This is a genomic window from Sporosarcina saromensis (genome assembly GCF_054901285.1).
Genome location: NZ_CM142738.1, coordinates 2,954,220 through 2,976,032 on the forward strand (window position 1 = coordinate 2,954,220; position 21,813 = coordinate 2,976,032).

Genomic DNA, 21,813 nt, shown 5'->3' on the forward strand with positions numbered 1-21,813 from the left:
AAACCCTCCCTTTACCTAAAAAAAACAAGGTATACACAAAGTATACCCTGTTCGGTAAAAAGTTGAAACACTTGTATTTACACAACCGGCTCGTCAGAACCCCATTGCTTTTTCTCTTTCTCGACTTTCAAACCGCCCGTTTTCAGCAATTCTTTCTTCTTCAAGTCATACCAAATTTGTGCCGATATGAAGATGGAAGAATACGTACCCGCGATTAAACCGATTAGTAACGCGATGGAGAAAGGACGAATTGCTTCTGCACCGAGGGCAATTAAAGCAACGACGACGAAAACCACTGTCAATACAGTATTGACCGAACGGCCAAGCGTTTGTCGAAGTGATTTATTCACAATGTCAGCCAGTTCATTTGCATTGTCAATCTTACCGACCTTTTTCATATTCTCCCGTATTCTATCAAACGTTACAATTGTGTCGTTGATGGAATAACCGACAATCGTAAGGACGGCCGCAATGAACGTAATATCGACCTCAAGACGAGTAATACTAAATACGGCTACCATGAAGAATGCATCATGCACCAATCCAATAATGGACGATACGCCCATACGCCATTCAAAACGGAAAGCTACGTAAATAATGATGCCCAATGCCGCAATCATTAATGCATACAATGCATTTTTCACCAATTCTTTACCAACTGTGTCAGAAACGGTTGAAACGTTTGGCTCATGACCAAATTGGGCTTTAATATCACGCTTAATAGTATTGACTGTGTCTTTACTAAAATCGTCTTTGTAACGGACGACCCCGATATTATCGGTATCACCTGAAATGACAATATCAGAAGATGGATGACCGATTTTATCAAGTTCTTTCGAAATCTGTTCAGTCGTCAATGACTTATCGGATAAGATTTCAACTCGCGTACCACTTGAGAAATCGATTCCTAAGTTTAATTTGAAAATGCCAAGCGCAATTATGCCTGAAACAATCAACGCGACGGAAAGCACATAAAATCTTTTACGAGAATGAACAAAGTCGAAACGGTCAAACTTAGTGGACAAGTCAAACGTATCTAACTCTTCTGCCGGAGAATGGATCCGTTTTTTCGAAATGCCCAGCAGACCTGTCTTGCCGTCAAGCATCCCACTGTGTACAAGCAATCCAAGTAATAGACGTGAACCCCATACAGCCGTTAAGAAGCTGACAAGAATACTAATGATCAACATTGTCGCAAACCCTTTAACAGAGCTTGTCCCGAAGATAAATAAGACAACCGCCGCAAGCAATGTCGTAATGTTCGCGTCCAAAATCGCTGTAAATGCTGACTTCGCCCCTGTTAAGAACGATGTACGTACGGATCTTCCGACACGTAACTCTTCTTTAATCCGTTCATATGTCAAAATGTTCGCGTCAACCGCCATACCGACTCCGAGCATAAGCGCTGCGATACCCGGTAATGTCAAGACACCATTAATTTTCGTGAAGACGAGTAAAATTAGATAAATGTAGACCGATAATGTAACGACCGCTACAAAACCAGGCACTCGGTAATAGATCAGCATAAATAAGAAGATGAGTGATATCCCTACGATACCTGCTGTTATCGTCTTATCCAACGCTTGTGTACCGAATTGTGCACCGACAGACGTTGAGTAGATTTCTTCAAGGTGAACAGGAAGTGCACCGGCATTCAAAATACCTGCCAAGTTCTTTGTTTCTTCCACCGTGAAACTACCTGAGATCTCAACATTTGATGAATAAATCGCCTTGTCTACTCCAGGAGCTGAAATGAATTTCGGTTTCGCTTTCATTCTTTCCTCTCTGTAGGAGTCCACACCTTCTTCAAAATCCATCCAGATGACCATAACATTTTCAGGGTTTTTGGACACTTGAGCCGTTACTTCCCCGAATTTCTCTGGATCTTTCATTTGTAAAGTGACAATTGGATTTCCTGTGTCGCCAAAGTTCGCTTTCGCTTTTCCTTCCTTCAGGTCATTACCATCTAAAAGTAGGTTATCATCCGCATCACGGAACGTCAGGTTTGCTTGTGTCGATAAAAGCTCACGAGCTGCTTCCTGATCTTCAACGCCTGCTAACTGAACCCGAATACGGTTGTCCGATTCCACTTGGATACTTGGTTCACTGACACCAAGGACGTTCACCCGGTTCTGCAATGCCCCAGCAGTATCTTTGACGATATCTTCCGTAATCTTTTGTCCATCCCGAAGTGGTTGGACTTCATAAAGCACTTCAAATCCGCCTTGTAGGTCAAGGCCTAGTCTAACATCTTTAAGTATCGGATTAGCTGTAGTTCCTACTAGAGAGCCTAGCATGACGAGCAATAATAAAAAGGCTACAATCCGGCTTCTTTTTTTCATCGATTCCGTTCCCCCTCTGTACGTGGAGCGATGGTGCAATACCTATGTACAGTTTATAAAATACAACACTCCAATTATGAGACAGAGTCTAGCATCTGTCAAATAGTTGGTCATCCAAAAAACGTCAAATCACTCTGCTTTCTTTGGTGAAAGAAGCAATTGGAGTTCATCGCTGTTTAAATCCGAAAACCAGTTTGAGTCTCGTTGTTGCTCAATTTGTGTATACGTCATAAATTCCGCAGCCGTTAACCGTAAGATGCCACTGACCACTTCATGAATGGGCATATCTTCCACTTTTTTCTTCCGCCACTTTTTCTGAATGCAGTATTTCCAAATCTCTTCATCGGTTACAGTTGGATAACCATATAGCCGAAGTTCATTCCGCTTACTTTGAACTGCAGGTAGCGCTTGCTTGAATAGTTGCTCGAATTGAATCGTCATCTCCACCATTCCTTTCCCGTTCAGTCGTAAATAGACAAACCTATGCATAGGTTTAGTGTATACGATATGACCGGAATTGAGAAGGAGTTGTTTACGAATGTCCACTTTCATACGTGGCACAGCTATCTTGATGATCGCAGTATTCATGACAAAGCTATTAGGATTCGTCTATCGCATCCAATTCATGCGTGTTGCAGGTGAAGAAGCCGTCGGTATTTATATGACTGCGTACCCTGCTTTCATCTTTTTCTTATCACTCGTCCAATTAGGCGTACCCATTGCTGTCGCAAAAGTGATTGCAGAGTTGAAAGCGAAAGGTGAAACTGCGAGACTACCGGCAGTTATGAAAACTGCAACCGTCATTACAATCTTTACTGGCGCTGTTTTCATTCCACTATCCATCCTCTTCGTACCTTATCTTTCTGAAACGTTACTTGGAAACGCGGCTTCATCCACGACAATCTATGTTGGAATTGCGATCATTCCAATTGCAGCAATTGGTGGATTAATTCGTGGCTATTTCCAAGGGATTGTCAGAATCGAAGAGACGGCTTGGTCTCAGATCATTGAGCAATTATTCCGGATCATTTTAATCACGTTACTGTTGCCAATGGTACTCGTACCGGAAAATACGGGATTAAATGCAGCTTATGCTATGGGCATTACATTACTTGCAGAAATGCTATCTGCAGCTTATTTGTATTTTAAATACGCACAACATAAACGTAGTGAACGTAAACCAAGTGACAAAAAAGAGAAGTTTCCGATGAACCCGATTCTTTCCATCGCGCTCCCTTCATCCGGCAGTCGGTTGTTCGGAACATTTACATGGTTTTTAGAACCGATCATCTTTTTACGTGCACTCTCTCTTGCCGGTGTAGGTGCTGTAGCTGCGACTTCTCTTTACGGCATTATCTCAGGTGTGTTAATCCCTTTGCTTTTATTCCCATCATTCATTCCATATGCATTATCCGTTGTCCTCGTGCCAGCTGTCAGTGGGGCAGCAGCTACGAGCAATCGCAAAAAACTCCAAGAACGGATTCAATTGGCATTAAGGCTTTCTGCTTTGACAGGCGCATTTGCTGCAGCTGTATTTTACATTCATGGACAGGATTTAGCAGAAAAGCTTTTTCATATTTCTGAAGGCGGTTCCTATATGTCCTTGCTCGCACCAGTTTTCTTTTTTTACTACATTCAAAGTCCACTTTATTCCATCTTACAAGCGACTGGTGATGCGAAAGCCGGTATGATGAACTCCGTCTACGGAGGCATCGCAAAATTAGGTGTCATGTTTGTATTAGCTTCCCAAGCAGGACTGCAAGAAACAGGAGCCGTTTTAGCAATCGGCTTTGGTGTGCTCGTCACTTCTTTCCTTCATATTGCAACATTGCGTAAAAATAAGGCTGCTGGCGCTGGATTTACAATGTTTGCTCTACCTTATGTGTCCTTTATCATGACAGCCGTCATGCGACCAATTTTCATACCGATTGGCCAATTTGGATTACTCGTGGAATGCTTAATTACTACGGCTTTCTTACTTGTACTTCTTTTATTGTTCGGTCAAGTGAAGAAAAACGATGTACGCATGTTAAAAAGACTCACAAAGGTTTACTGATACTTATTTTTTAATTGATAATGGAGCTTCCCTTCTTCATAGGAACAATAAAACACTTGTTCAACATGATTGACGCCTACATCTTCCAAGCCTTTGAGCAACCATTCTTCCGTCTTACCAATCAGTTTTACATGTCGACTTTGAATAACACCATCAGATATGAGTGCTAAAACAGGTTGTGTATCTTCATATTTAAAGATTGACAAATTACCAGACGGCTCTAAATAGGCAAAGGAGACTTCACGGACAGAACCAATTTGTTGTTCACGAAGTTGTTGAAATAAGTCGTCTAAATTATACCGTTGCTTCCTCATCTCTTCTTCTTGTATGATGCCGTCCTCAATAATGACGGTCGGATCGCCGTCCACTAAATCTCTGAATTTTTTACTTTTCAAAGAGATAAGTGATGTCAGTAGCTGAATGGCTAACAAGAGGAGCAATGGTACGATTGAATGACTTAGTTTTTTATCTGGCGAATCTAAAGAAAACGCAACAACTTCCGCCATGATGACAAAGATGACGACATCGATGACACTTAACTCACCTACTTCACGTTTTCCCATAACGCGTAAGATGGCGACAATTAAGACATACATTAAGACCGTTCTTAAGCTAATAATGAGCAAGTCACTCATTCAAATCCCTCCCTAGTTGGAAGGATGCCTTTACTTGAATAGGAATATACACAAAAGAGGCGGTCTGCAGGGAGTACCTGTAGACCACCTCTTCTCGTTTTCAGAAAAGCTCTTTAAATTGTTTTAAGAAGCACTAGATTCTACAACACGACCGACAGCTTGTCTATCGAATTGCAAAGTTGTTCCATCAGCAACTTTCAAGAACACGGAACTATCATCGACAGCGTCAACTGTTCCATGGATACCGCCAATTGTAATGACTTTATCGCCACGTTTAAGGCTATCTTGCATTTGCTTTGTCTGCTTTTGTCTCTTTTGCGCTGGTCGAATCAATAAAAACCACATGATTGCGAACATAGCAATAATTGGTAGTAAAGTACCTAACATATCATTCATTTCGTTTCCCCCCTCTTCTCTTGGTTATTATACAAGATTCAAAAGTTTTTTGCATTTGGTTTATTAAATCCGTATTGTTCAAAAAACTCTTCCCGGAAGTCACCGAGACGATCGTTGCGGATCGCGTCCCTTACTTGCTCCATTAAATTCAATAAGAAATGGAGGTTATGATAGGACGTTAAACGGATGCCAAAGGTTTCATTTGCCTTAATTAAATGACGGATATATGCTCGGCTATAGTTTTTGCATGCATAACAATCGCAATTCGGATCTAACGGTCCAAAGTCACGTTCGTATTTTGCATTTTTCACGACAACTCGGCCTTCACTCGTCATCAGCGTTCCGTTTCTTGCAATTCGAGTCGGTAATACACAGTCAAACATGTCCACCCCGCGGATTGCTCCATCAATTAATGAATCTGGTGAACCAACCCCCATTAAATAGCGTGGCTTGTCCTGTGGCAATAAAGGCGTTGTGAACTCCAGTACGCGATTCATAATATCTTTTGGTTCCCCTACCGATAATCCACCAATTGCGTACCCCGGGAAGTCTAAAGAAACGAGATCTTTCGCACTTTGTTTTCTCAGCTCTTCAAATTCGCCTCCTTGCACGATGCCAAACAGTCCTTGATCGTTTGGCCGGGCATGGGCAGTCAAACATCTTTCAGCCCATCTGGACGTCCGTTCAACACTTGCTTTCATGTAGTCGAAGGTAGCCGGAAAAGGAGGGCATTCGTCAAACGCCATCATAATATCGGAGCCGAGAGCATTTTGGATTTCCATCGCTTTTTCAGGGCTTAAAAACAATTTACTGCCGTTAAGATGATGGCGGAAATGCACACCTTCTTCTTCTATCTTACGAAAATCACTCAAAGAAAATACTTGGAATCCTCCAGAATCCGTTAAAATCGGTCGATCCCAGTTCATGAATTTGTGCAGACCACCTGCTTCCTTTACAATTTCGTGGCCAGGACGGAGCCATAAATGATAGGTGTTACTTAAGATGATGCCTGCGCCCATCTGTTTCAATTCTTCAGGAGACATCGTCTTCACGGTCGCTTGTGTGCCAACAGGCATGAATGCTGGTGTCTCAAAGGAACCGTGTGGCGTATGGACAATCCCAAGGCGCGCACCTGTCTGTTTACACGTTTTTATATGTTCGTACGTAATTGCTGGCATGAATAATTTCCTTTCTCAAAGGGCATCTTGCTTTTTCCCTCTTACTTTGTATGTGGTTTAATGAACATGGCATCACCGAAACTGAAGAAACGGTATTTTTCTTGAACCGCTTCACGATATGCTGCTAATACATGTTCACGTGTAGCTAATGCGGATATGAGCATGATCAATGTTGATTTCGGCAAGTGAAAATTTGTCAACATCCCGTCAAGAATGCTGAATGTATAGCCCGGATAGATAAAGATGGAAGTCCAACCGCTTGATTCCACAATTTTCCCATCGTGTAATGTTGCAATTGTTTCGAGCGTTCGGGCAGAAGTCGTACCAATCGCAATCACTTTACCACCATTTGCTTTCGCCTTGTTAATGGCTTCAGCTGTATGCGCACTTACGTTGTAGTATTCCGCATGCATTGTATGTTCTTCAATCGTATCTGCACTAACCGGTCTGAATGTGCCCAAGCCGACATGTAAGGTGATGAATTCAACACCGACGCCCTTCTCTTTGATTGCCTGTAAAATCTCTTCAGTGAAATGTAGACCTGCAGTCGGTGCGGCAGCAGAACCCCGTTCTTTTGCAAATACGGTTTGATAGCGAGATTGGTCGTCCAATGTTTCTGTAATGTAAGGAGGCAATGGCATTTGCCCTAAAGCATCCAAATTTTCATAGAATATCCCATCATAGCGGAATTTGAATACACGCCCACCTTGGTCCATCGTCGCTGTACACTGTGCCGTCAACCGGCCGTCACCAAATGTGATAACTGTTCCAACTTTAACTCGTTTTGCAGGTTTTACGAGCGTTTCCCACTCATCGGACCCTTTCTCTTTCAGAAGAAGTACTTCAATGGAAGCCCCTGTCTCCTCTTTTACACCAATTAATCTCGCTGGGAGGACACGTGTATCATTTAATACGATAACGTCTCCCGCGTTTAATTCATCAATGATGTCACGGAATTGCCGATGCTTCACTGCACCAGTAACTCGATCCAGCACCATTAACCGGCTCGCTGTTCGATCAATGAGTGGCGTTTGGGCAATCAGCTCTTCTGGTAATTCAAAATCAAAATCATTTACATCCATTGTTCCGAAATACTCCCTCTATCATAGTTTCGTTTTTTCTTACGTTCGACCTTCAGGTACAGCATATCCGAAATGGTCATATGCAAGACGTGTCGCAATTCTTCCGCGCGGCGTCCGTTGAATGAAACCGATTTGCAATAAATACGGTTCATACACATCTTCAATTGTTACGGACTCTTCACCGATGCTTGCCGCAATCGTATCAATGCCTACCGGCCCGCCTGTAAACCGTTCAATCATACTTCGGATTAGCTTATGGTCAATATGGTCAAGACCATGCGAATCGACTTGTAACATTTCTAACGCTTCTTTTGAGATGCCCATTGTGATACTTCCATCGCCTCTCACTTGGGCATAATCCCGAACCCTTCGGAGCAAACGGTTCGCTATACGGGGCGTTCCTCTTGACCGTCTTGCAATTTCAACCGCTGCCGCCTCATCAATTTCCACTTCAAAAAGTGTCGCACTGCGTATGACGATTTCTTTTAGAGGCTCCACACCATAATATTCGAGGCGTAGGGGCACACCAAAACGGTCACGCAACGGTGCAGATAGCGAACCCGCCCTTGTCGTTGCACCGATCAATGTGAACGGAGGCAAGTCCAGACGAATGGATTTGGCAGATGGACCTTTTCCAACAACGATATCTAAACAAAAATCCTCCATCGCCGGATAGAGTACTTCCTCGATCGAACGATTCAAACGGTGGATTTCATCGATGAACAACACATCTCCTGGCTCCAATGACGAAACCACGGCCGCTAAATCTCCCGGACGTTCGATGGCAGGCCCACTTGTCATCTTGACGTTGACACCCATTTCATTTGCAATGACCGCAGCTAAAGTCGTTTTTCCTAGTCCTGGCGGGCCATATAACAAGACATGATCCAAACTTTCACTTCGTCCTTTCGCAGCTTCAATGAAAATACTGAGGTTGTCCTTCACTGTCTCTTGACCGATGTATTGCTGCAACCTTTGTGGACGCAATGATTGTTCGAAGTTGTCATCATAATTGGATTGCTCGCTAGATATGACACGCTCCATCTTTTTGCCCTCCTCCTTTCCTAGAAATGACGATTATTTTTGCTTTAATAACAAACCTAAGGCAAGTTTCATATAAGCTTCCGTATCCAGCTCTTCTTCTTTTTGCAATGTCGGTTTTACTTTCGATAGTTCGCGTTGGGAATAGCCAAGTGCCTGCAATGCCAACATCGCTTCTTCCAATGAATCATTTTCCGCCATTGATAGGAGTGTTACGTCTGTATCCGGCATTTCAATTTCCGTGAACAAATCGCCCAACTTGCCTTTTAAGTCTAATATCATCTGTCGGGCAGTCTTTTTTCCGACACCTGGAAACTTCACAAGAAATGTCTCATCTTCGCGCTCAATTGCCCCGATAACTTGAGCTGGCACACCGCTTGCTAAAATCGCCAATGCGCCTTTTGGTCCGATTCCTGAAACCGTAATGAGCTTCTTGAACAATTCGCGTTGTTCCAACGTTTTAAATCCGAGTAGCCATTGCATATCTTCTCGTACATGTAAGTAGGTAAACACTTGTTGCACTTCTTCGGATTGGTGAAAAGCGTATGGATTTGGCGTCATGATCTGCCAGCCGACGCCACTTTGTTCCAGTGTTATGTATTCCGGTGTTACCCGTGTGACATATCCTTTAATATAATCGTACAAATTATTCTCCCCCTACTGTATAGAAAACATTATAGCATACGAACGCGTTTTCTACCTAGAGTTGAGAGCATTTGTCTATGTTTCGAAAGTGAAATTGAATTTCCGAAAACGATTGAAGAAATCGTTGATCCATATAAAAAACGCATGAAACCATAGTGTTGTAAACCTGGCTTCACACGTAGCTATAAATGGTCCGTAAATTACTACACATTCATTTAATAAAGCGCATATCTGTTCACTTTTCGTTAGACAATTGTCTTCCAACATAAATGGTACTAACAATTGTTTCATTTCATCATACGCATAATATCATACCATAACTTCGGCCACGCTGAGACTGCATTTTCAGTAAAAGGAATCAGCTTTCTCGCCAGTCGCTCTTGGCTATCTGGCGGCAAGGAGAAAAGATGCAACCACTCCCTAAACACTTCGTTCGGATAAAGCAACATCGCTTTGGATGCATTGTCCATATCATTCAACGCGACTTGCTCACCGAACAAAAAATCCACATTATATCCGATGTTCGGCATGACACGATGTGTCCATAGCGCTAATTCAGTCCCTGGTGGCCCTGTGCATGCCAAGTCAAAATCAATAAAACGGATCAGGCCATTTTCATCCCGTAATATATTGTGATGAACGACATCACCATGTAGGAGTGTGTGTCCTGCCTGATTCTTAACTTTCTTTTTAAGTACCGACATGGCATTGTTTCCAAAAGCAATCATTTCATTAATTGCATGTTTATCGAGAAACTTCTCACAAGCAGGGCGATATTCTACAAAGCGATCCAATCGATCTTGCCATTTATCAAGCAATTGATACCTATGCAAAAATGGCGATGCATCCCAATCAATTTGTTCGATTGTCTTATGCAATGCATGCAAGGCTAGCAACGAATCCGTCCGGTCAATTCTTTTCCTGAAATTGACCGGCTTTGTTCCTTCGATCCATGGTTGCATGATGAATAACGGATCTTCTGTCGTCATGAGTGGCACGATGTGTGGAAATCGGATTGCGTGCAATTGCCGATGGATGTATTCCACTTTGACGGCAGTGGACCGGGATTTGTATTTCTTTAATGAATAGGCTGTTTCTCCTTCGACCAACTTCCAAACGTTCTCTTTTACCTTTCGGATGTTTTTTTCCAGCGTCATACGCCGGTCAGCACGATCCGCAGCCGTTGTTATCCATTTGGCCGTATGGATTTGTCATTGGCATTTGTTGTTGCATTGGTTGCATATACATGCCTTGCATAGGCATCATTGGATAATAACCATGATGAGGATGGCATCCGTAAGGAACCATCGGTGGACATGGATAACATTGCGAATAAGCACCTTGAGGATACATCATGTTATACGGTTGTTGATAATCTGGTGAAATCATTTGCGGGACATAGCCTGGACCTGGTGGACTGTAAACCATCTGATTGGAAGATTCCATCTGATCCATCATGGTGGACTCCATCATCTCCCAGCCGCTCGTCGGATAGGCTGGCGGTGTTCCCATACCCATCCCTGGGTAAATTGGTGATTCATCCATATCAGATTCGTCCATGCTTTCACTCCTATCAATTGCTGGAGGTTGCATCCACATTTGTGCAGGAGTAGTTGGTTGCGATGGTTTTGCTTGTTCGGCCGGCATGGACATTTCCAGCTTTTGCATAGGTTGTGTAAACTGATGATGTTGCATTGGATAGCAATCGGCATCGTAAATAGGCATCCAGCCACAAGGTACCGGAATAATTGGCTGGTAATAGTGCGGCATCACCATTTGCGGCATCTGAGGAGCAGGTTGTTGTGGTGCGGGTTTTTGTTCCCCAGACGGCATTTGTACAGGTGGTGGCGTCGGTTTTGTTGCAGGTGGTATCGGTGTAGGTTTTGGCGTTGGTGTTGGTTTTACTGATTCAGGCTTTGTCTGTGGCAATGGGATTGGTTCTTTTGGCTTTACAGGCTTTGTCTCCGTCACCGGTTTGCTCATCGGTTTTGTAGGCTTAACCTGATCCGTTTTTTTATCAGGCACCTTCATCCCGGGCATTTGGTCTTTCTTCTTCATCGGCAAAAATATTTTCATCCCCGGTACAATATAATCAGGGTTTGCCAGATGAGCATTCACTCTTTTTAAATCTTCAAAAGAGATACCGTATTGTCGTGCAATCTTCCACAATGTATCTCCCTTTACTACAATATGGACATCCATTTAAAAAATCCCCCTTCCATCAATTCATCGTATGAACGAACGCCCGACTATGTGACGCAAATTCATGAAAGGCGCCCTCTCTCATACTATGTATATTAACGAGGAAGGGGTATTATTCATTAAGAAACTTATTGGACGCGAAAAATGAAAAACCTCCAAGCTAATTTACCATTAGCGTGAAGGTTTCTGTTCAAACGAATAATAGGAACCGAATGAGCGGACGTTGCAATTCAACGCTGCCAGTTCTTCCATGGCACCTTGCATCATCGGATGGTCTTCGTGTTCCAACACATCGATTATGAAAAAGTAGTTTCCTAAGCCAGTTTTCAACGGCCGTGATTCAATTTTACTTAAATTCAATTTCCGCCATGCAAATACAGATAAGATTTGATGAAGCACCCCGGAACGATCATCTTCAGGCAGTTTTACCATGAAGGTCGTTTTAGGTTTTTCCTGATGGCCTTCAACTTCCAAAAACCCTTTCCGTAATGACAACACAACAAAACGTGTGTGGTTAAAATGAAAATCGTGAATGTTTTCTTCCGCAATATGTAAGTTGTATTTTTCTGCCGCTAAACGATTACCGATTGCCGCGATGCGTAAATCTGGATTTTCAGCAACGTATTTAGCAGCCGCTGCCGTCGAAGTCGTTTGCAATAGCGGTGTACGACGGTAATGGTATTGCAAATATTTATGGCATTGTGCAAGTGCATGTGGGTGCGACTGGATGGAATCCAATTTGCTTACTGCATCTTTCTGACAGTTGTTCACCATTAAATGCTGTTCAATCGGCGTGGAAATTTCTGCATTTATGTATAATTCACTTCCATGGAATAAATAATCGATCGTCATTGGCACGGAGCCTTCCAATGCATTTTCGAGTGGGACAATTGCATATGCCACTCGTCCCGCTGTCACCGCTTCAATACAATCTGGTATCGTCGGTTGAGGCACCAATCCGTCTGTTCCAAACAAATATGAGGCTGCCACATGCGTGAAAGATGCCTCAGGCCCTAAGTACGCTACAGTTGGCTTATAATCAATGTTTCGCATCGTCTATCTTCCTCCAAATCCAGAACACCTTATGTAGTAAATTCATTTGATGAAAGTTGTTGTAAATAGAAATTGCTGTACTATTGTTCCACTTGCATGTCCACCCGCTTTTACAAGCAGGTGGGCTGACAAGTGTTTTCCATTCAGCTTTTAAAGGGCACCTGAACTAACTAAATGGACCGAGTCGATAAAACTCGGTGTTTTTAATTTTTGCATGAATTCTTCCAGCTTGATGAGCATTTCAGTAACATCCAATGACAATGTGATATTCGCACGGCCTTGCACAGGAATTGTCTGGTGGATCGTCAAAACATTGCATCTCGTTTCAGCAATTAGTTGAAGCAATGTTGCAAGCGACCCTTTTTGATCTTCCATTTGAATAAAAATTGTCAACACTCGTTCACGTGCAATCGATTCAAACGGAAAGACTGTATCTTTGTATTTATAATAGGCACTACGAGAGAGTCCAACACGTCTTGTTGCTTCCTGAATCGTTTTCTCTTCCCCGCTTGCAAGCAGACGCTTCGCTTCAAGCATTTTTTGCATCGATTCGGTCAGTACATCTTCCCGTACTAAATAAAACTGCCCTTCCCCCAATGGCTTCATGTCATGCCTCCTAGCAGTGTTTCAATAAAACATGAATGCTTATTCTAAGAACTCAAATTCAAAGTCGAGAATCCGTACCGTATCTCCGTCTTTTGCGCCACGTTCGCGAAGTGCATCATCGATTCCCATACCACGCATTTGACGTGCAAATTTCCGAACAGATTGATCGAAATTGAAATCGGTCATCTTGAATAGGCGTTCAAGTGCATAGCCGGATAGAACGAACGCTCCATCATCATCACGTGTAATTTTAAAGTTTGCCGTTTCAGATTCATGTTTATAAAGAACAGAGCGATTTTCATCCTCCTCTTCAATTTCGTGCATCGGAAATTCAGGTGTTGTCTCAAGAAGTTCAACAACTTTGAACAATAACCGATCCAACCCTTCGCGTGTAATCGCAGAAATCGGGAAGATCAATGCTTCTTCATCATTCAATTTTTCTTTAAATTGAACAAGGTTCTCTTCAGCATCCGGCATATCCATTTTGTTTGCAACGATGACTTGTGGACGTTCCATCAAGCGAAGATTATATTTTTCCAGTTCCTCGTTAATGGTGACATAGTCTTCATACGGGTCTCGTCCTTCCAAACCGGACATATCGACAACATGAATAATGACACGTGTTCGTTCAATATGACGTAAAAACTGGTGACCTAGACCAATCCCTTCGTGCGCCCCTTCAATTAAGCCTGGCAAATCCGCAAGAACAAACGTATTGCCATCTTCCAACTCAACCATTCCAAGATTCGGGACAAGTGTTGTAAAATGATAATCAGCAATTTTCGGTTTTGCTGCTGAAACGACAGAGAGCAACGTGGACTTCCCTACACTTGGAAAACCGACTAATCCGGCATCCGCTAACACTTTCAATTCAAGGATGATATCTTTCTCTTCCCCTGGTTCTCCTTTTTCCGAAAGCTCAGGTGCAGGGTTTTGAGGTGTCGCAAAACGGGAGTTCCCTCGCCCACCGCGGCCTCCTTTGGCGATAACAGCAGTTTGACCATGTTCCACTAAATCGGCAATGATATGCCCCGTCTCTGCGTCTTTGACAATCGTCCCAGGTGGTACTTTGACAACAAGATCCTTGCCACCTTTTCCATGCATATTCTTCGTTGCTCCATGTTCCCCTCGTGTCGCTTTAAAATGACGTTGGTAACGAAAGTCCATTAACGTACGCAATCCTTCATCGACGATAAAAACGACATCTGCACCTTTACCTCCGTCGCCACCAGCAGGTCCTCCATAGGCGATGTATTTCTCTCTGCGGAATGCGACCATCCCATCGCCGCCATTTCCACCTTTTACATATACTTTTACGTGATCGACAAACATGTATTTTCCTCCTATCGTCCACTTAGCGTGAACGTCCATTGCTGCTCTTGCTTCGACTCGCGTACAAGAAACCCTCTCTGTTCATGTACGAATTGCGGGATATGTGTAAGTGATCCTGTTACTGTCAGCTGAATCGACCATTCTTCAGATGTAGCTTTGACGAGTACATCGATATGATAGTCACTGAGTGGATCGACGCCTTCTTCAATCGTCTTCAATAACGCTTTCAAATAAGACACAACGGCTTCATCCTCGACAGCCCGTGGCCCCGCTTCAATATGACACGTCAGTGATTTTGAAAAAACCGTATACATCCAATCGAATGTACTTAGCAAAAGTTCCGTTTCAGGCAATTGAAGCTTCTCTAACAAGGAAACGTGCCGCATGCGTTCTGTTGTTTCCAACAACGTCTTTCTTGCTTCAGCTGTTTTTCCAAGATCCAAATAAAGAAGCATGAGCTGTAACTCATTCAAAAAATCGTGCCGTGCAAATTTCAATGCACTTCCTATTGTAAGATTTTCGGACCCCATTTTATCACCGCCAGAGTTTCATACTATACAGTATAGCATTTTGACCTTGTGATTCGTCAAAAAATAAAAAGGACTGCACGGTAAAATGCAGTCCTCAGCCTGTTGACAAACGCTCGCATCCGTTGTTGCTCGTCTCGCTCGTCCGCTCATGAACTTTAGTTCTATTCGCGTCTTCGCTCGCCTTCGCGCCTAGGCTGACAAGCGTTTTCAATCAGGCTGAAGGATTCCTATGTACTATAAATTTCAGTAAAAAAGAGTGTAGACAAAGTCCAAATCAACTTTGTCTACACTCTGAATACTGCACGGTAAAATGCAGTCCTTTCTAAATACGATACCATTAAGCTTCTTGAGCTACAGGGTATACACTAACTTTTTTCTTGTCGCGGCCAAAGCGTTCGAAACGAACAACGCCGTCAACTTTTGCAAAAAGTGTATCGTCACCACCGCGACCAACGTTTTCACCTGGGTGAATTTTTGTTCCGCGTTGACGATAAAGGATAGAGCCGCCTGAAACGAATTGTCCATCAGCACGTTTTGCGCCAAGACGTTTCGATTCGGAGTCACGACCGTTCTTTGTAGAACCTACTCCTTTTTTCGATGCAAAAAACTGGAGATCCAAACGTAACATAAGTGCCACCTCCTATCGGGAAAAAATAAGTTTTATATGTTGCCCGTAATCTTGTTCAATCGTCTGTAATGAAACAATCATCGCCTTCACGATCAATTGGATTTCTTCATCTTTTTCCGTTTCGGGAAACTCCACTTTCAAATACCCTCCGTCCGAGCCTTGTCGGATATCAGGCGTGATGCCAGTGAGTGCAATAATTGCATTGACAGCTCCAAAAGAAACTGCAGATGCACCTGCACAGACGAGATCTTTTCCATGTTCAGCGTAATCGGCATGGCCTTTCATCTCAAAAGAGGCGATCCGGCCAGATGGTTGTTCATTAATCATGATTTTGATCATGCCGGCTTACGCGTTGATGCCTTCGATGACAACTTTAGTGTATGGCTGACGATGACCTTGCTTTTTGTGGTAGTTCTTTTTCGGCTTGTATTTGAAAACCGTGATTTTCTTACCGCGACCATGCTTAACGATTTTAGCCGTTACAGAAGCACCTTCAACGAATGGCGCGCCAACTTTCACGTCATCTCCACCTACGAATAGAACTTTGTCGAATGTTACAGTTTCCTCAGCTTCGCCGACTACTTTCTCAATGTAGACTTCTTGGCCTTTTTCGACTTTGATTTGCTTTCCACCAGTTTCAATAATTGCGTACATACTTGCACCTCCTCTATAGACTCAGACTCGCCTTCAAAGGTGATCCCGAAAGATGCTTGTACCTTATCAGTGCGGTTGTAGCACGGGTGCTACAAACAATAACAGTAAAATATTATCACGTCTACGCTATGGCGTCAACTGTTTTCGTATCAACTTCTCATAAGCTTGTTCATATTTTCGAAATTGAAAAGCGGACACATTTTGGCTCAGTAGAAAAAGAGCTAGTAATAGGAAAAGAATCGTCTCTGGCATTCTAAAAGACATGAAAGCAATGCTGAATAGCAGCGCGAAAATTGAGAAAAGCAAGTACCCCGTTCTCACTTCATATTTTTTGTCTGCCGTTTCAAGAAGCGCACTTATAGCTTGTCCACCGTCAAGTGGTAAAATGGGTAGTAAATTTATGAGTAAAATTGCGAATTGAATATGCACAACTTGCTCATCTCCTGGAAATGAAAACACCATTGCTAGGAGAAGGACCATCATGGTAGCAAGTGGTCCACTGATCGCTACAAAAATCCGTTGCATCTTTCCATGCATAAAGCGATTATGAATTCGTAACTCTCCACCATAAGGCATTATTGTACAAGATTGCACGCTCATTCCACACATTCGTGCTGCAATTAAATGACCTGCTTCATGGAGAAGTAGCGATATGAAAATGAGCGCATAATAGGACAGACCTCCAGTAAAAGCTAAGAAGAGAAAAAATGGGGCAAGTATCGGATGTAAACGAAGCTTCATTCGTTCGTATCCGAGAAATAAGTAGCTAATACACCCGCTTCTAAAATAACCCCTTCTCTTTTCACTTTCAAATAGATGGCTTCTTCATCCATCAAAGCGAGCGTGTCCCCTTTTTTCACAGTTGAATACGGCAACTTTTGAATGGATCCTACAAACCCATATGTCACCTCATCACCATCATCATAGAGCACGGTTACAGTCTTACCGGATTGCCGCGTAGAACCTGTAAACACAACAAGTCCATCACCTTGAGCTGTAATCGGCATCGCGTGCGTATACGAGACAATTACCCCGTCTTTATACGGTTGCATCGATTCGTATGCAGCAAATGGCAGTTCTTCCACCGGCTCCGCGGATACAACAATTGCATCTTCATCGTCATTATCTATCAATGAAGATACCCATTTTTTCATGACGATAAAGTCCTTTCCAGTTGTTATATATTGGGTTATCGGTTTGTTCACGACGCCCATCTCTTCCAACTTAGCAAAGCTGAACACACCAATTGCCAAAAGAATAGCAAGAATCCATTTCGTCTTCCATTTCACCCCGTCACACCACCTTTTTTCTCAGTATATGATGGGACGTTCGGGAATATTATGGGCAAAAGACTTGAAACAATCTTTTTGTCAGAAAATTTATTGGTAAATCAACTTCATAAAGCCTGCCAATTTTTTAGCGCAATAATAAAAACCCCTGACAGGTCATGTCAAGGATTTGTGTTCACTTTACAAATAATGATTTTAATTTCCCGAAAAAGCCTGCTTTCCCTTCATCCAGCGACATTAGCGGCACCGATTCACCTAAAATACGGCGGGCAATATTCCGGTAACCAATTGCAGCAGGATTGGAAGGGTCCATCACGACTGGTTCCCCTTTATTTGATGAAGAAATGACATTTTCATCGTCCAACACGATTCCAAGTAAGTCGATGGATAAATGCGTCGTAATCTCATTGACGTCTAACGCATCTCCACTATTGACGAGGCGGCTTTTAATCCGATTGATGATCAGTTTAGGTGGCTCGATCTCTTCTTGCTCCAATAAACCGATGATCCGATCAGCGTCTCTGACAGCAGAAATTTCAGGTGTCGTGACGACGATTGCACGGTCAGCCCCTGCAACCGCATTTTTGTACCCTTGCTCAATACCGGCTGGACAGTCAATTAAAATGTAATCATAATCTCTCTTCAACTCGGTAATTAATTCCTTCATTTGCTCAGGAGTAACCGCATTTTTATCGGTTGTCTGCGCTGCGGGTAATAAAAACAGCCCTTCTTCAAACCGCTTATCCTTCACAAGTGCTTGGTGAATTTTACACCTACCTGCAATGACATCCACGAGATCATAGATGATCCGATTTTCAAGCCCTAAAATGACATCCAGGTTACGCAGTCCGATATCCGTATCAACGAGACAGACTTTCTTACCTTGCAGAGCCAATGCAGTCCCAAGATTAGCAGAGGTAGTCGTCTTTCCGACTCCTCCCTTTCCAGACGTTATGACAATTGCTTCTCCCACACTAGCTCCCTCCTTTAAATGTTGACAAATTAGGTCGGAGAATCCGAAGCTCCTGCAAACGATCTATGGCGATGAAGCCATTTGGATGAATGTACGCACACTCCATCTCAGGTTGCTCAGACAATACTGTCAGTTCATCCGTCATCGTTTCCATTTTATCTGCTATCATCAAATGCGTTGCTTCTAGCCAAGATGCTGCAATGACAGCCTCCTCATTGCCGTTCGCACCCGCATGAGCGATCCCTTTCAGTCGTCCTAATATATAAATGCTTCCAGCAGCAACGACACGTCCATTCGGATTGACATCACCGATAACGACAAGGTCTCCATCAGCCTTCACCACTTGCCCAGATCGGACAATTCCAATGAACGTTTCGGATTGGTTCTCCAAAATTTTTCGATTGCTTTCTTCAATTGAAATGACTTCACTTTGAATCTTCGAAACCCGTAAATGCGGTGATTCATGGACGACATTCATGATTTCCTTTAGTTCTTCTTCGTTACAGTAGCGATTTCCAATATGGATTTTCACTTCAGCAAGACCGTCCAGACTATTTTCGCTCACTTTATTGCGGAGTTCTGCAAGCATGTCCGAATAAGCGCATTTGTCGTCTAGTCGGAGGACAAGTCCGTCTTTTGTCCCTTTTATCGTTACATAGTGCTGTTTCGTCATTTGCGTCCCTCACAATTTCTTGTTTATAGACCGGTGTTTAGTAGCTCTCTCTTATTAGGAGTCGTTTGAAGAAGTACCCAAACATCCCAACAAAAATTGTATTAGCAATCATTGTAGGAACGAGTCGACTCACTATGAATTCTTCAAACCCTATTGACGTGAGGGCAATGACACTTGCGAATGAATAAGAAAGTAACTCAAGCAATGCAATCATCACTAAAGACAGCACCATCACCGTCAAAATGTGGCGGTGCACTTGTCGGATAATCAAATACGCAAGATAACATAGTACCGGATATAAAAAAGTATATACTCCAATAATATCAATGTGATACATATCATACAAGAGTCCAAATACGATTCCATAGTAGATTGCCCGTTTACGATTGAAGTAAACGGCGATAAAGATTAAATAGACGATGACTAATCGTGGTACAAGGGTATATTCTACATGACCAATCGAAACCGGCGAAAACAGACTGAAAACAGGTTCCAAAAAAAATAACACGACAGCAATAAGAGGGATTATGAACCTAATCACGATCCATCGTCCCCCTTGCCGTCCGAAGAACTCGCTCCGTCAGTGCCTTCTTTTGGTTCTGTTGTGGATACCCGATCTGCCACCATCACATGATCGAGCATCGAAAAATCGGCAGCCGGACGGATATATGCCAATTTTGTCAAACCAAAGTCATCCGTCGATACTTCAGTCACTTCTCCAATGTATAAACCTTTAGGGAAAATCCCACCAAGTCCTGACGATTCAACTTTTTGACCTTCCTTCACTTCAAAGTTGGAATCGATTCTTTTCATAATCAATTCGCCACGCGTCGTGTCATATCCTTCAATCAAGCCAAAAATAGGTGTCTCTCCCGGAATCATCGCTGAAACCCGGAAATTTGGGTTTTCCGTGGATAGTAATTCAACCGTAGACGTGAACGCACTTTCAAGTACGACTTTCCCAACTAAACCGTTTGCTGTAATGACAGCCATATTCAGTCGGACGCCGTGTTCAATTCCCTTATCAATGATAATTTTTTCCTCCCACTGATCAGGGTTTCTCGAAATGACGGTCGCATGAATCGGATTATAATCCCGTAGACTATCTTGCTTACCGACAATTTCACGCAATTTTTCATTATCCGCTTTCACGTCCAATAATTCGGCTTGTGTAGCGGCATATTCTTGTAGTCTTGCTTTTAAACTCTTGTTTTCTTCATATGTATTCAATAGTCCATCAATCTTATCCAAAGTGCCGGTTAAGTAATGTGCCGGTTTCGAGAACAACGATTGACCGAAACCGACAACATCTTTAACAATTTTTTCTGGAAGGGTGGCATTCTGCCTGTCCCGAAGAGAGAAGGAAATCAATGCCACTAGGACGATTACGCCTACAAGCAATAAAATCAACCGTTTATTTGAAAAAAATCGTGGCATTGCATAAATCCTCCCTCAAATTATCGAACTTGCATTTTCTTAATCAACTCAAAATTATCGAGTGCTTTCCCTGTCCCGATTGCCACACAATCCAATGGATCCTCAGCAATGAAAACAGGCATATTCGTTTCATCAGAAATAACCTTGTCCAAATTGTCGAGTAACGCACCGCCACCAGTCAGCACAATTCCACGTTCCATGACATCTGCAGACAATTCCGGTGGTGTCGCTTCTAACGTTTTCTTAACACCTTCGATAATTTGTAGAATTGACTCACGGAGCGCTTCTACAATTTCATCTGAAGAGATTTCCAACGTTTTCGGCAGACCAGTCAATAAATCACGACCACGAATCTCCATCTTCTCAGCTTTGTTTGATACTTTCGCTGAACCGATTTCAATCTTAATGGCTTCAGCAGTGCGTTCACCAATCGTCAAGTTATACACTTTGCGAATGTAGCTAATAATTGCACCATCCATGGAGTCTCCACCAATGCGGATTGATTCGCTAGTGACAATACCGCCAAGCGAAATAACCGCTACTTCAGTCGTACCCCCACCTATATCGACGACCATGCTTCCTGTAGGTTCCCAAACAGGCAAATTAGCGCCGATTGCTGCTGCAAAAGGCTCTTCGATTGTATACGCATCTTTTGCGCCAGCTTGTCTTGCAGCGTCAATAACCGCACGTTGTTCAACAGATGTAATCCCAAATGGTACACAAACCATTACGTTGGGCTTTTTCCAAGAACTGCCCGCAGCTTTTGTCGCTTCACGCATATAATGCTCAATCATCGCTGTCGTAATTTCAAAGTCCGCAATGACACCATCTTTCATTGGACGTGTTGCTACAATGGAGCCTGGTGTCCGGCCAATCATATTTTTAGCAGCCGAACCGACGGCTACGATTTCATTCGTAACAGTATTTTTTGCAACGACAGAAGGTTCACGAAGAACAATCCCTTTTCCTTTAATAAAAACCAATGTATTAGCTGTGCCGAGGTCAATACCGACATCTCTAGATCCTAATCCAAACAAATTTGTTCTTCCTTTCTATTCGAC

At 42.9% G+C, this 21,813-nt stretch carries 25 protein-coding genes and 1 other annotated feature; of the genes, 1 reads left to right on the forward strand and 24 read right to left on the reverse strand.

Annotated elements, in window-relative coordinates; all coding sequences use genetic code 11:
- Nucleotides 1-77: 77 nt before the first annotated feature.
- Nucleotides 78-2,342: a protein translocase subunit SecDF gene (secDF, locus tag ACVHUV_RS15170; RefSeq protein WP_462085159.1), complete on the reverse strand. Its 2,265-nt coding sequence runs from the start codon at nt 2,340-2,342 to the stop codon at nt 78-80.
- Nucleotides 2,343-2,471: 129 nt separating this feature from the next.
- Entirely contained in the window at nt 2,472-2,783 is a 312-nt protein-coding gene (locus ACVHUV_RS15175) for a post-transcriptional regulator (protein WP_371389470.1), read from the reverse strand.
- A gap of 97 nt (nt 2,784-2,880) precedes the next feature.
- Between ACVHUV_RS15175 and ACVHUV_RS15180 the strand changes: the two genes are divergently transcribed.
- Complete coding sequence (locus ACVHUV_RS15180) at nt 2,881-4,398, forward strand: putative polysaccharide biosynthesis protein (protein WP_317942241.1); 1,518 nt, start codon at nt 2,881-2,883, stop codon at nt 4,396-4,398.
- Here ACVHUV_RS15180 and ACVHUV_RS15185 read toward each other — a convergent pair.
- The 22 genes from ACVHUV_RS15185 to ACVHUV_RS15290 all read right to left on the reverse strand — a co-directional run bounded on the left by ACVHUV_RS15185 (nt 4,392) and on the right by ACVHUV_RS15290 (nt 21,789).
- On the reverse strand, nt 4,392-5,033 hold the full coding sequence (locus ACVHUV_RS15185; RefSeq protein WP_462085160.1) for a DUF421 domain-containing protein: 642 nt from the start codon (nt 5,031-5,033) through the stop codon (nt 4,392-4,394). The genes ACVHUV_RS15180 and ACVHUV_RS15185 overlap by 7 nt on opposite strands.
- Nucleotides 5,034-5,156: 123 nt before the next feature.
- On the reverse strand, nt 5,157-5,429 hold the full coding sequence (yajC, locus tag ACVHUV_RS15190) for a preprotein translocase subunit YajC (protein ID WP_371389468.1): 273 nt from the start codon (nt 5,427-5,429) through the stop codon (nt 5,157-5,159).
- 38 nt (nt 5,430-5,467) lie between these two features.
- A complete protein-coding gene (gene tgt, locus ACVHUV_RS15195; RefSeq protein WP_317942244.1) occupies nt 5,468-6,607 on the reverse strand; it encodes a tRNA guanosine(34) transglycosylase Tgt in 1,140 nt (379 codons plus the stop codon).
- Nucleotides 6,608-6,648: 41 nt separating this feature from the next.
- The gene (queA, locus tag ACVHUV_RS15200) at nt 6,649-7,689 is read right to left on the reverse strand and encodes a tRNA preQ1(34) S-adenosylmethionine ribosyltransferase-isomerase QueA (RefSeq protein WP_462085161.1); all 1,041 of its coding nucleotides are present in this window, start codon (nt 7,687-7,689) and stop codon (nt 6,649-6,651) included.
- Nucleotides 7,690-7,728: 39 nt separating this feature from the next.
- Entirely contained in the window at nt 7,729-8,733 is a 1,005-nt protein-coding gene (gene ruvB, locus ACVHUV_RS15205) for a Holliday junction branch migration DNA helicase RuvB (protein WP_317942246.1), read from the reverse strand.
- 33 nt (nt 8,734-8,766) lie between these two features.
- Nucleotides 8,767-9,375, reverse strand: a complete 609-nt coding sequence (gene ruvA, locus ACVHUV_RS15210; protein ID WP_371389467.1) for a Holliday junction branch migration protein RuvA — start codon at nt 9,373-9,375, stop codon at nt 8,767-8,769.
- Nucleotides 9,376-9,662: 287 nt separating this feature from the next.
- A complete protein-coding gene (locus ACVHUV_RS15215; RefSeq protein ID WP_462085162.1) occupies nt 9,663-10,532 on the reverse strand; it encodes a phosphotransferase in 870 nt (289 codons plus the stop codon).
- Nucleotides 10,533-10,539: 7 nt separating this feature from the next.
- Complete coding sequence (locus ACVHUV_RS15220) at nt 10,540-11,577, reverse strand: LysM peptidoglycan-binding domain-containing protein (protein ID WP_462085163.1); 1,038 nt, start codon at nt 11,575-11,577, stop codon at nt 10,540-10,542.
- 171 nt (nt 11,578-11,748) lie between these two features.
- A complete protein-coding gene (pheA, locus tag ACVHUV_RS15225) occupies nt 11,749-12,630 on the reverse strand; it encodes a prephenate dehydratase (RefSeq protein WP_462085164.1) in 882 nt (293 codons plus the stop codon).
- A gap of 150 nt (nt 12,631-12,780) precedes the next feature.
- A complete protein-coding gene (thrR, locus tag ACVHUV_RS15230) occupies nt 12,781-13,236 on the reverse strand; it encodes a transcriptional regulator ThrR (RefSeq protein ID WP_317942251.1) in 456 nt (151 codons plus the stop codon).
- A 39-nt stretch (nt 13,237-13,275) separates the two neighbouring features.
- Nucleotides 13,276-14,568, reverse strand: a complete 1,293-nt coding sequence (gene obgE / locus ACVHUV_RS15235) for a GTPase ObgE (protein WP_462085165.1) — start codon at nt 14,566-14,568, stop codon at nt 13,276-13,278.
- Between the two features lie 11 nt (nt 14,569-14,579).
- Nucleotides 14,580-15,098, reverse strand: a complete 519-nt coding sequence (locus ACVHUV_RS15240) for a Spo0B domain-containing protein (RefSeq protein WP_317942253.1) — start codon at nt 15,096-15,098, stop codon at nt 14,580-14,582.
- 337 nt (nt 15,099-15,435) lie between these two features.
- Nucleotides 15,436-15,726 (reverse strand): 50S ribosomal protein L27, encoded by a 291-nt coding sequence (rpmA, locus tag ACVHUV_RS15245; RefSeq protein ID WP_041075331.1) that lies wholly within the window; start codon nt 15,724-15,726, stop codon nt 15,436-15,438.
- 12 nt (nt 15,727-15,738) lie between these two features.
- Complete coding sequence (locus ACVHUV_RS15250; protein WP_317942254.1) at nt 15,739-16,065, reverse strand: ribosomal-processing cysteine protease Prp; 327 nt, start codon at nt 16,063-16,065, stop codon at nt 15,739-15,741.
- A 6-nt stretch (nt 16,066-16,071) separates the two neighbouring features.
- Entirely contained in the window at nt 16,072-16,380 is a 309-nt protein-coding gene (gene rplU, locus ACVHUV_RS15255) for a 50S ribosomal protein L21 (protein WP_317942255.1), read from the reverse strand.
- A gap of 13 nt (nt 16,381-16,393) precedes the next feature.
- Nucleotides 16,394-16,467: a sequence feature (ribosomal protein L21 leader region), on the reverse strand.
- Nucleotides 16,468-16,506: 39 nt separating this feature from the next.
- Complete coding sequence (locus ACVHUV_RS15260; protein ID WP_462085166.1) at nt 16,507-17,121, reverse strand: M50 family metallopeptidase; 615 nt, start codon at nt 17,119-17,121, stop codon at nt 16,507-16,509.
- Nucleotides 17,118-17,669: a peptidoglycan DD-metalloendopeptidase family protein gene (locus ACVHUV_RS15265; RefSeq protein ID WP_317942257.1), complete on the reverse strand. Its 552-nt coding sequence runs from the start codon at nt 17,667-17,669 to the stop codon at nt 17,118-17,120. Before ACVHUV_RS15265 ends, ACVHUV_RS15260 begins: the two co-directional genes overlap by 4 nt.
- 175 nt (nt 17,670-17,844) lie before the next feature.
- On the reverse strand, nt 17,845-18,642 hold the full coding sequence (gene minD / locus ACVHUV_RS15270) for a septum site-determining protein MinD (protein ID WP_317942258.1): 798 nt from the start codon (nt 18,640-18,642) through the stop codon (nt 17,845-17,847).
- A 1-nt stretch (nt 18,643) separates the two neighbouring features.
- Nucleotides 18,644-19,315 (reverse strand): septum site-determining protein MinC, encoded by a 672-nt coding sequence (gene minC, locus ACVHUV_RS15275; protein ID WP_371389462.1) that lies wholly within the window; start codon nt 19,313-19,315, stop codon nt 18,644-18,646.
- Nucleotides 19,316-19,352: 37 nt separating this feature from the next.
- On the reverse strand, nt 19,353-19,856 hold the full coding sequence (gene mreD / locus ACVHUV_RS15280) for a rod shape-determining protein MreD (protein ID WP_317942260.1): 504 nt from the start codon (nt 19,854-19,856) through the stop codon (nt 19,353-19,355).
- Complete coding sequence (gene mreC / locus ACVHUV_RS15285; protein ID WP_317942261.1) at nt 19,853-20,752, reverse strand: rod shape-determining protein MreC; 900 nt, start codon at nt 20,750-20,752, stop codon at nt 19,853-19,855. The genes mreD and mreC overlap by 4 nt, the downstream gene beginning before the upstream one ends.
- A 20-nt stretch (nt 20,753-20,772) precedes the next feature.
- On the reverse strand, nt 20,773-21,789 hold the full coding sequence (locus ACVHUV_RS15290; protein ID WP_317942262.1) for a rod shape-determining protein: 1,017 nt from the start codon (nt 21,787-21,789) through the stop codon (nt 20,773-20,775).
- Nucleotides 21,790-21,813: the final 24 nt, after the last annotated feature.

Excerpts from the sequence above, each read along its gene's own strand:
- thrR (WP_317942251.1), bottom strand. The coding sequence starts at position 13,236 with ATGAAGCCATTGGGGGAAGGGCAGTTTTATTTAGTACGGGAAGATGTA.
- pheA (WP_462085164.1), bottom strand. The coding sequence starts at position 12,630 with ATGCGAAACATTGATTATAAGCCAACTGTAGCGTACTTAGGGCCTGAG.
- ACVHUV_RS15185 (WP_462085160.1), bottom strand. The coding sequence starts at position 5,033 with ATGAGTGACTTGCTCATTATTAGCTTAAGAACGGTCTTAATGTATGTC.
- ACVHUV_RS15260 (WP_462085166.1), bottom strand. The coding sequence starts at position 17,121 with ATGAAGCTTCGTTTACATCCGATACTTGCCCCATTTTTTCTCTTCTTA.
- ACVHUV_RS15215 (WP_462085162.1), bottom strand. The coding sequence starts at position 10,532 with ATGACGCTGGAAAAAAACATCCGAAAGGTAAAAGAGAACGTTTGGAAG.
- minC (WP_371389462.1), bottom strand. The coding sequence starts at position 19,315 with ATGACGAAACAGCACTATGTAACGATAAAAGGGACAAAAGACGGACTT.
- rpmA (WP_041075331.1), bottom strand. The coding sequence starts at position 15,726 with ATGTTACGTTTGGATCTCCAGTTTTTTGCATCGAAAAAAGGAGTAGGT.
- ACVHUV_RS15175 (WP_371389470.1), bottom strand. The coding sequence starts at position 2,783 with ATGACGATTCAATTCGAGCAACTATTCAAGCAAGCGCTACCTGCAGTT.
- ACVHUV_RS15220 (WP_462085163.1), bottom strand. The coding sequence starts at position 11,577 with ATGGATGTCCATATTGTAGTAAAGGGAGATACATTGTGGAAGATTGCA.
- yajC (WP_371389468.1), bottom strand. The coding sequence starts at position 5,429 with ATGAATGATATGTTAGGTACTTTACTACCAATTATTGCTATGTTCGCA.
- obgE (WP_462085165.1), bottom strand. The coding sequence starts at position 14,568 with ATGTTTGTCGATCACGTAAAAGTATATGTAAAAGGTGGAAATGGCGGC.
- ruvB (WP_317942246.1), bottom strand. The coding sequence starts at position 8,733 with ATGGAGCGTGTCATATCTAGCGAGCAATCCAATTATGATGACAACTTC.
- ACVHUV_RS15240 (WP_317942253.1), bottom strand. The coding sequence starts at position 15,098 with ATGGGGTCCGAAAATCTTACAATAGGAAGTGCATTGAAATTTGCACGG.
- rplU (WP_317942255.1), bottom strand. The coding sequence starts at position 16,380 with ATGTACGCAATTATTGAAACTGGTGGAAAGCAAATCAAAGTCGAAAAA.
- tgt (WP_317942244.1), bottom strand. The coding sequence starts at position 6,607 with ATGCCAGCAATTACGTACGAACATATAAAAACGTGTAAACAGACAGGT.
- secDF (WP_462085159.1), bottom strand. The coding sequence starts at position 2,342 with ATGAAAAAAAGAAGCCGGATTGTAGCCTTTTTATTATTGCTCGTCATG.
- queA (WP_462085161.1), bottom strand. The coding sequence starts at position 7,689 with ATGGATGTAAATGATTTTGATTTTGAATTACCAGAAGAGCTGATTGCC.
- mreC (WP_317942261.1), bottom strand. The coding sequence starts at position 20,752 with ATGCCACGATTTTTTTCAAATAAACGGTTGATTTTATTGCTTGTAGGC.
- ACVHUV_RS15180 (WP_317942241.1), top strand. The coding sequence starts at position 2,881 with ATGTCCACTTTCATACGTGGCACAGCTATCTTGATGATCGCAGTATTC.
- ACVHUV_RS15250 (WP_317942254.1), bottom strand. The coding sequence starts at position 16,065 with ATGATCAAAATCATGATTAATGAACAACCATCTGGCCGGATCGCCTCT.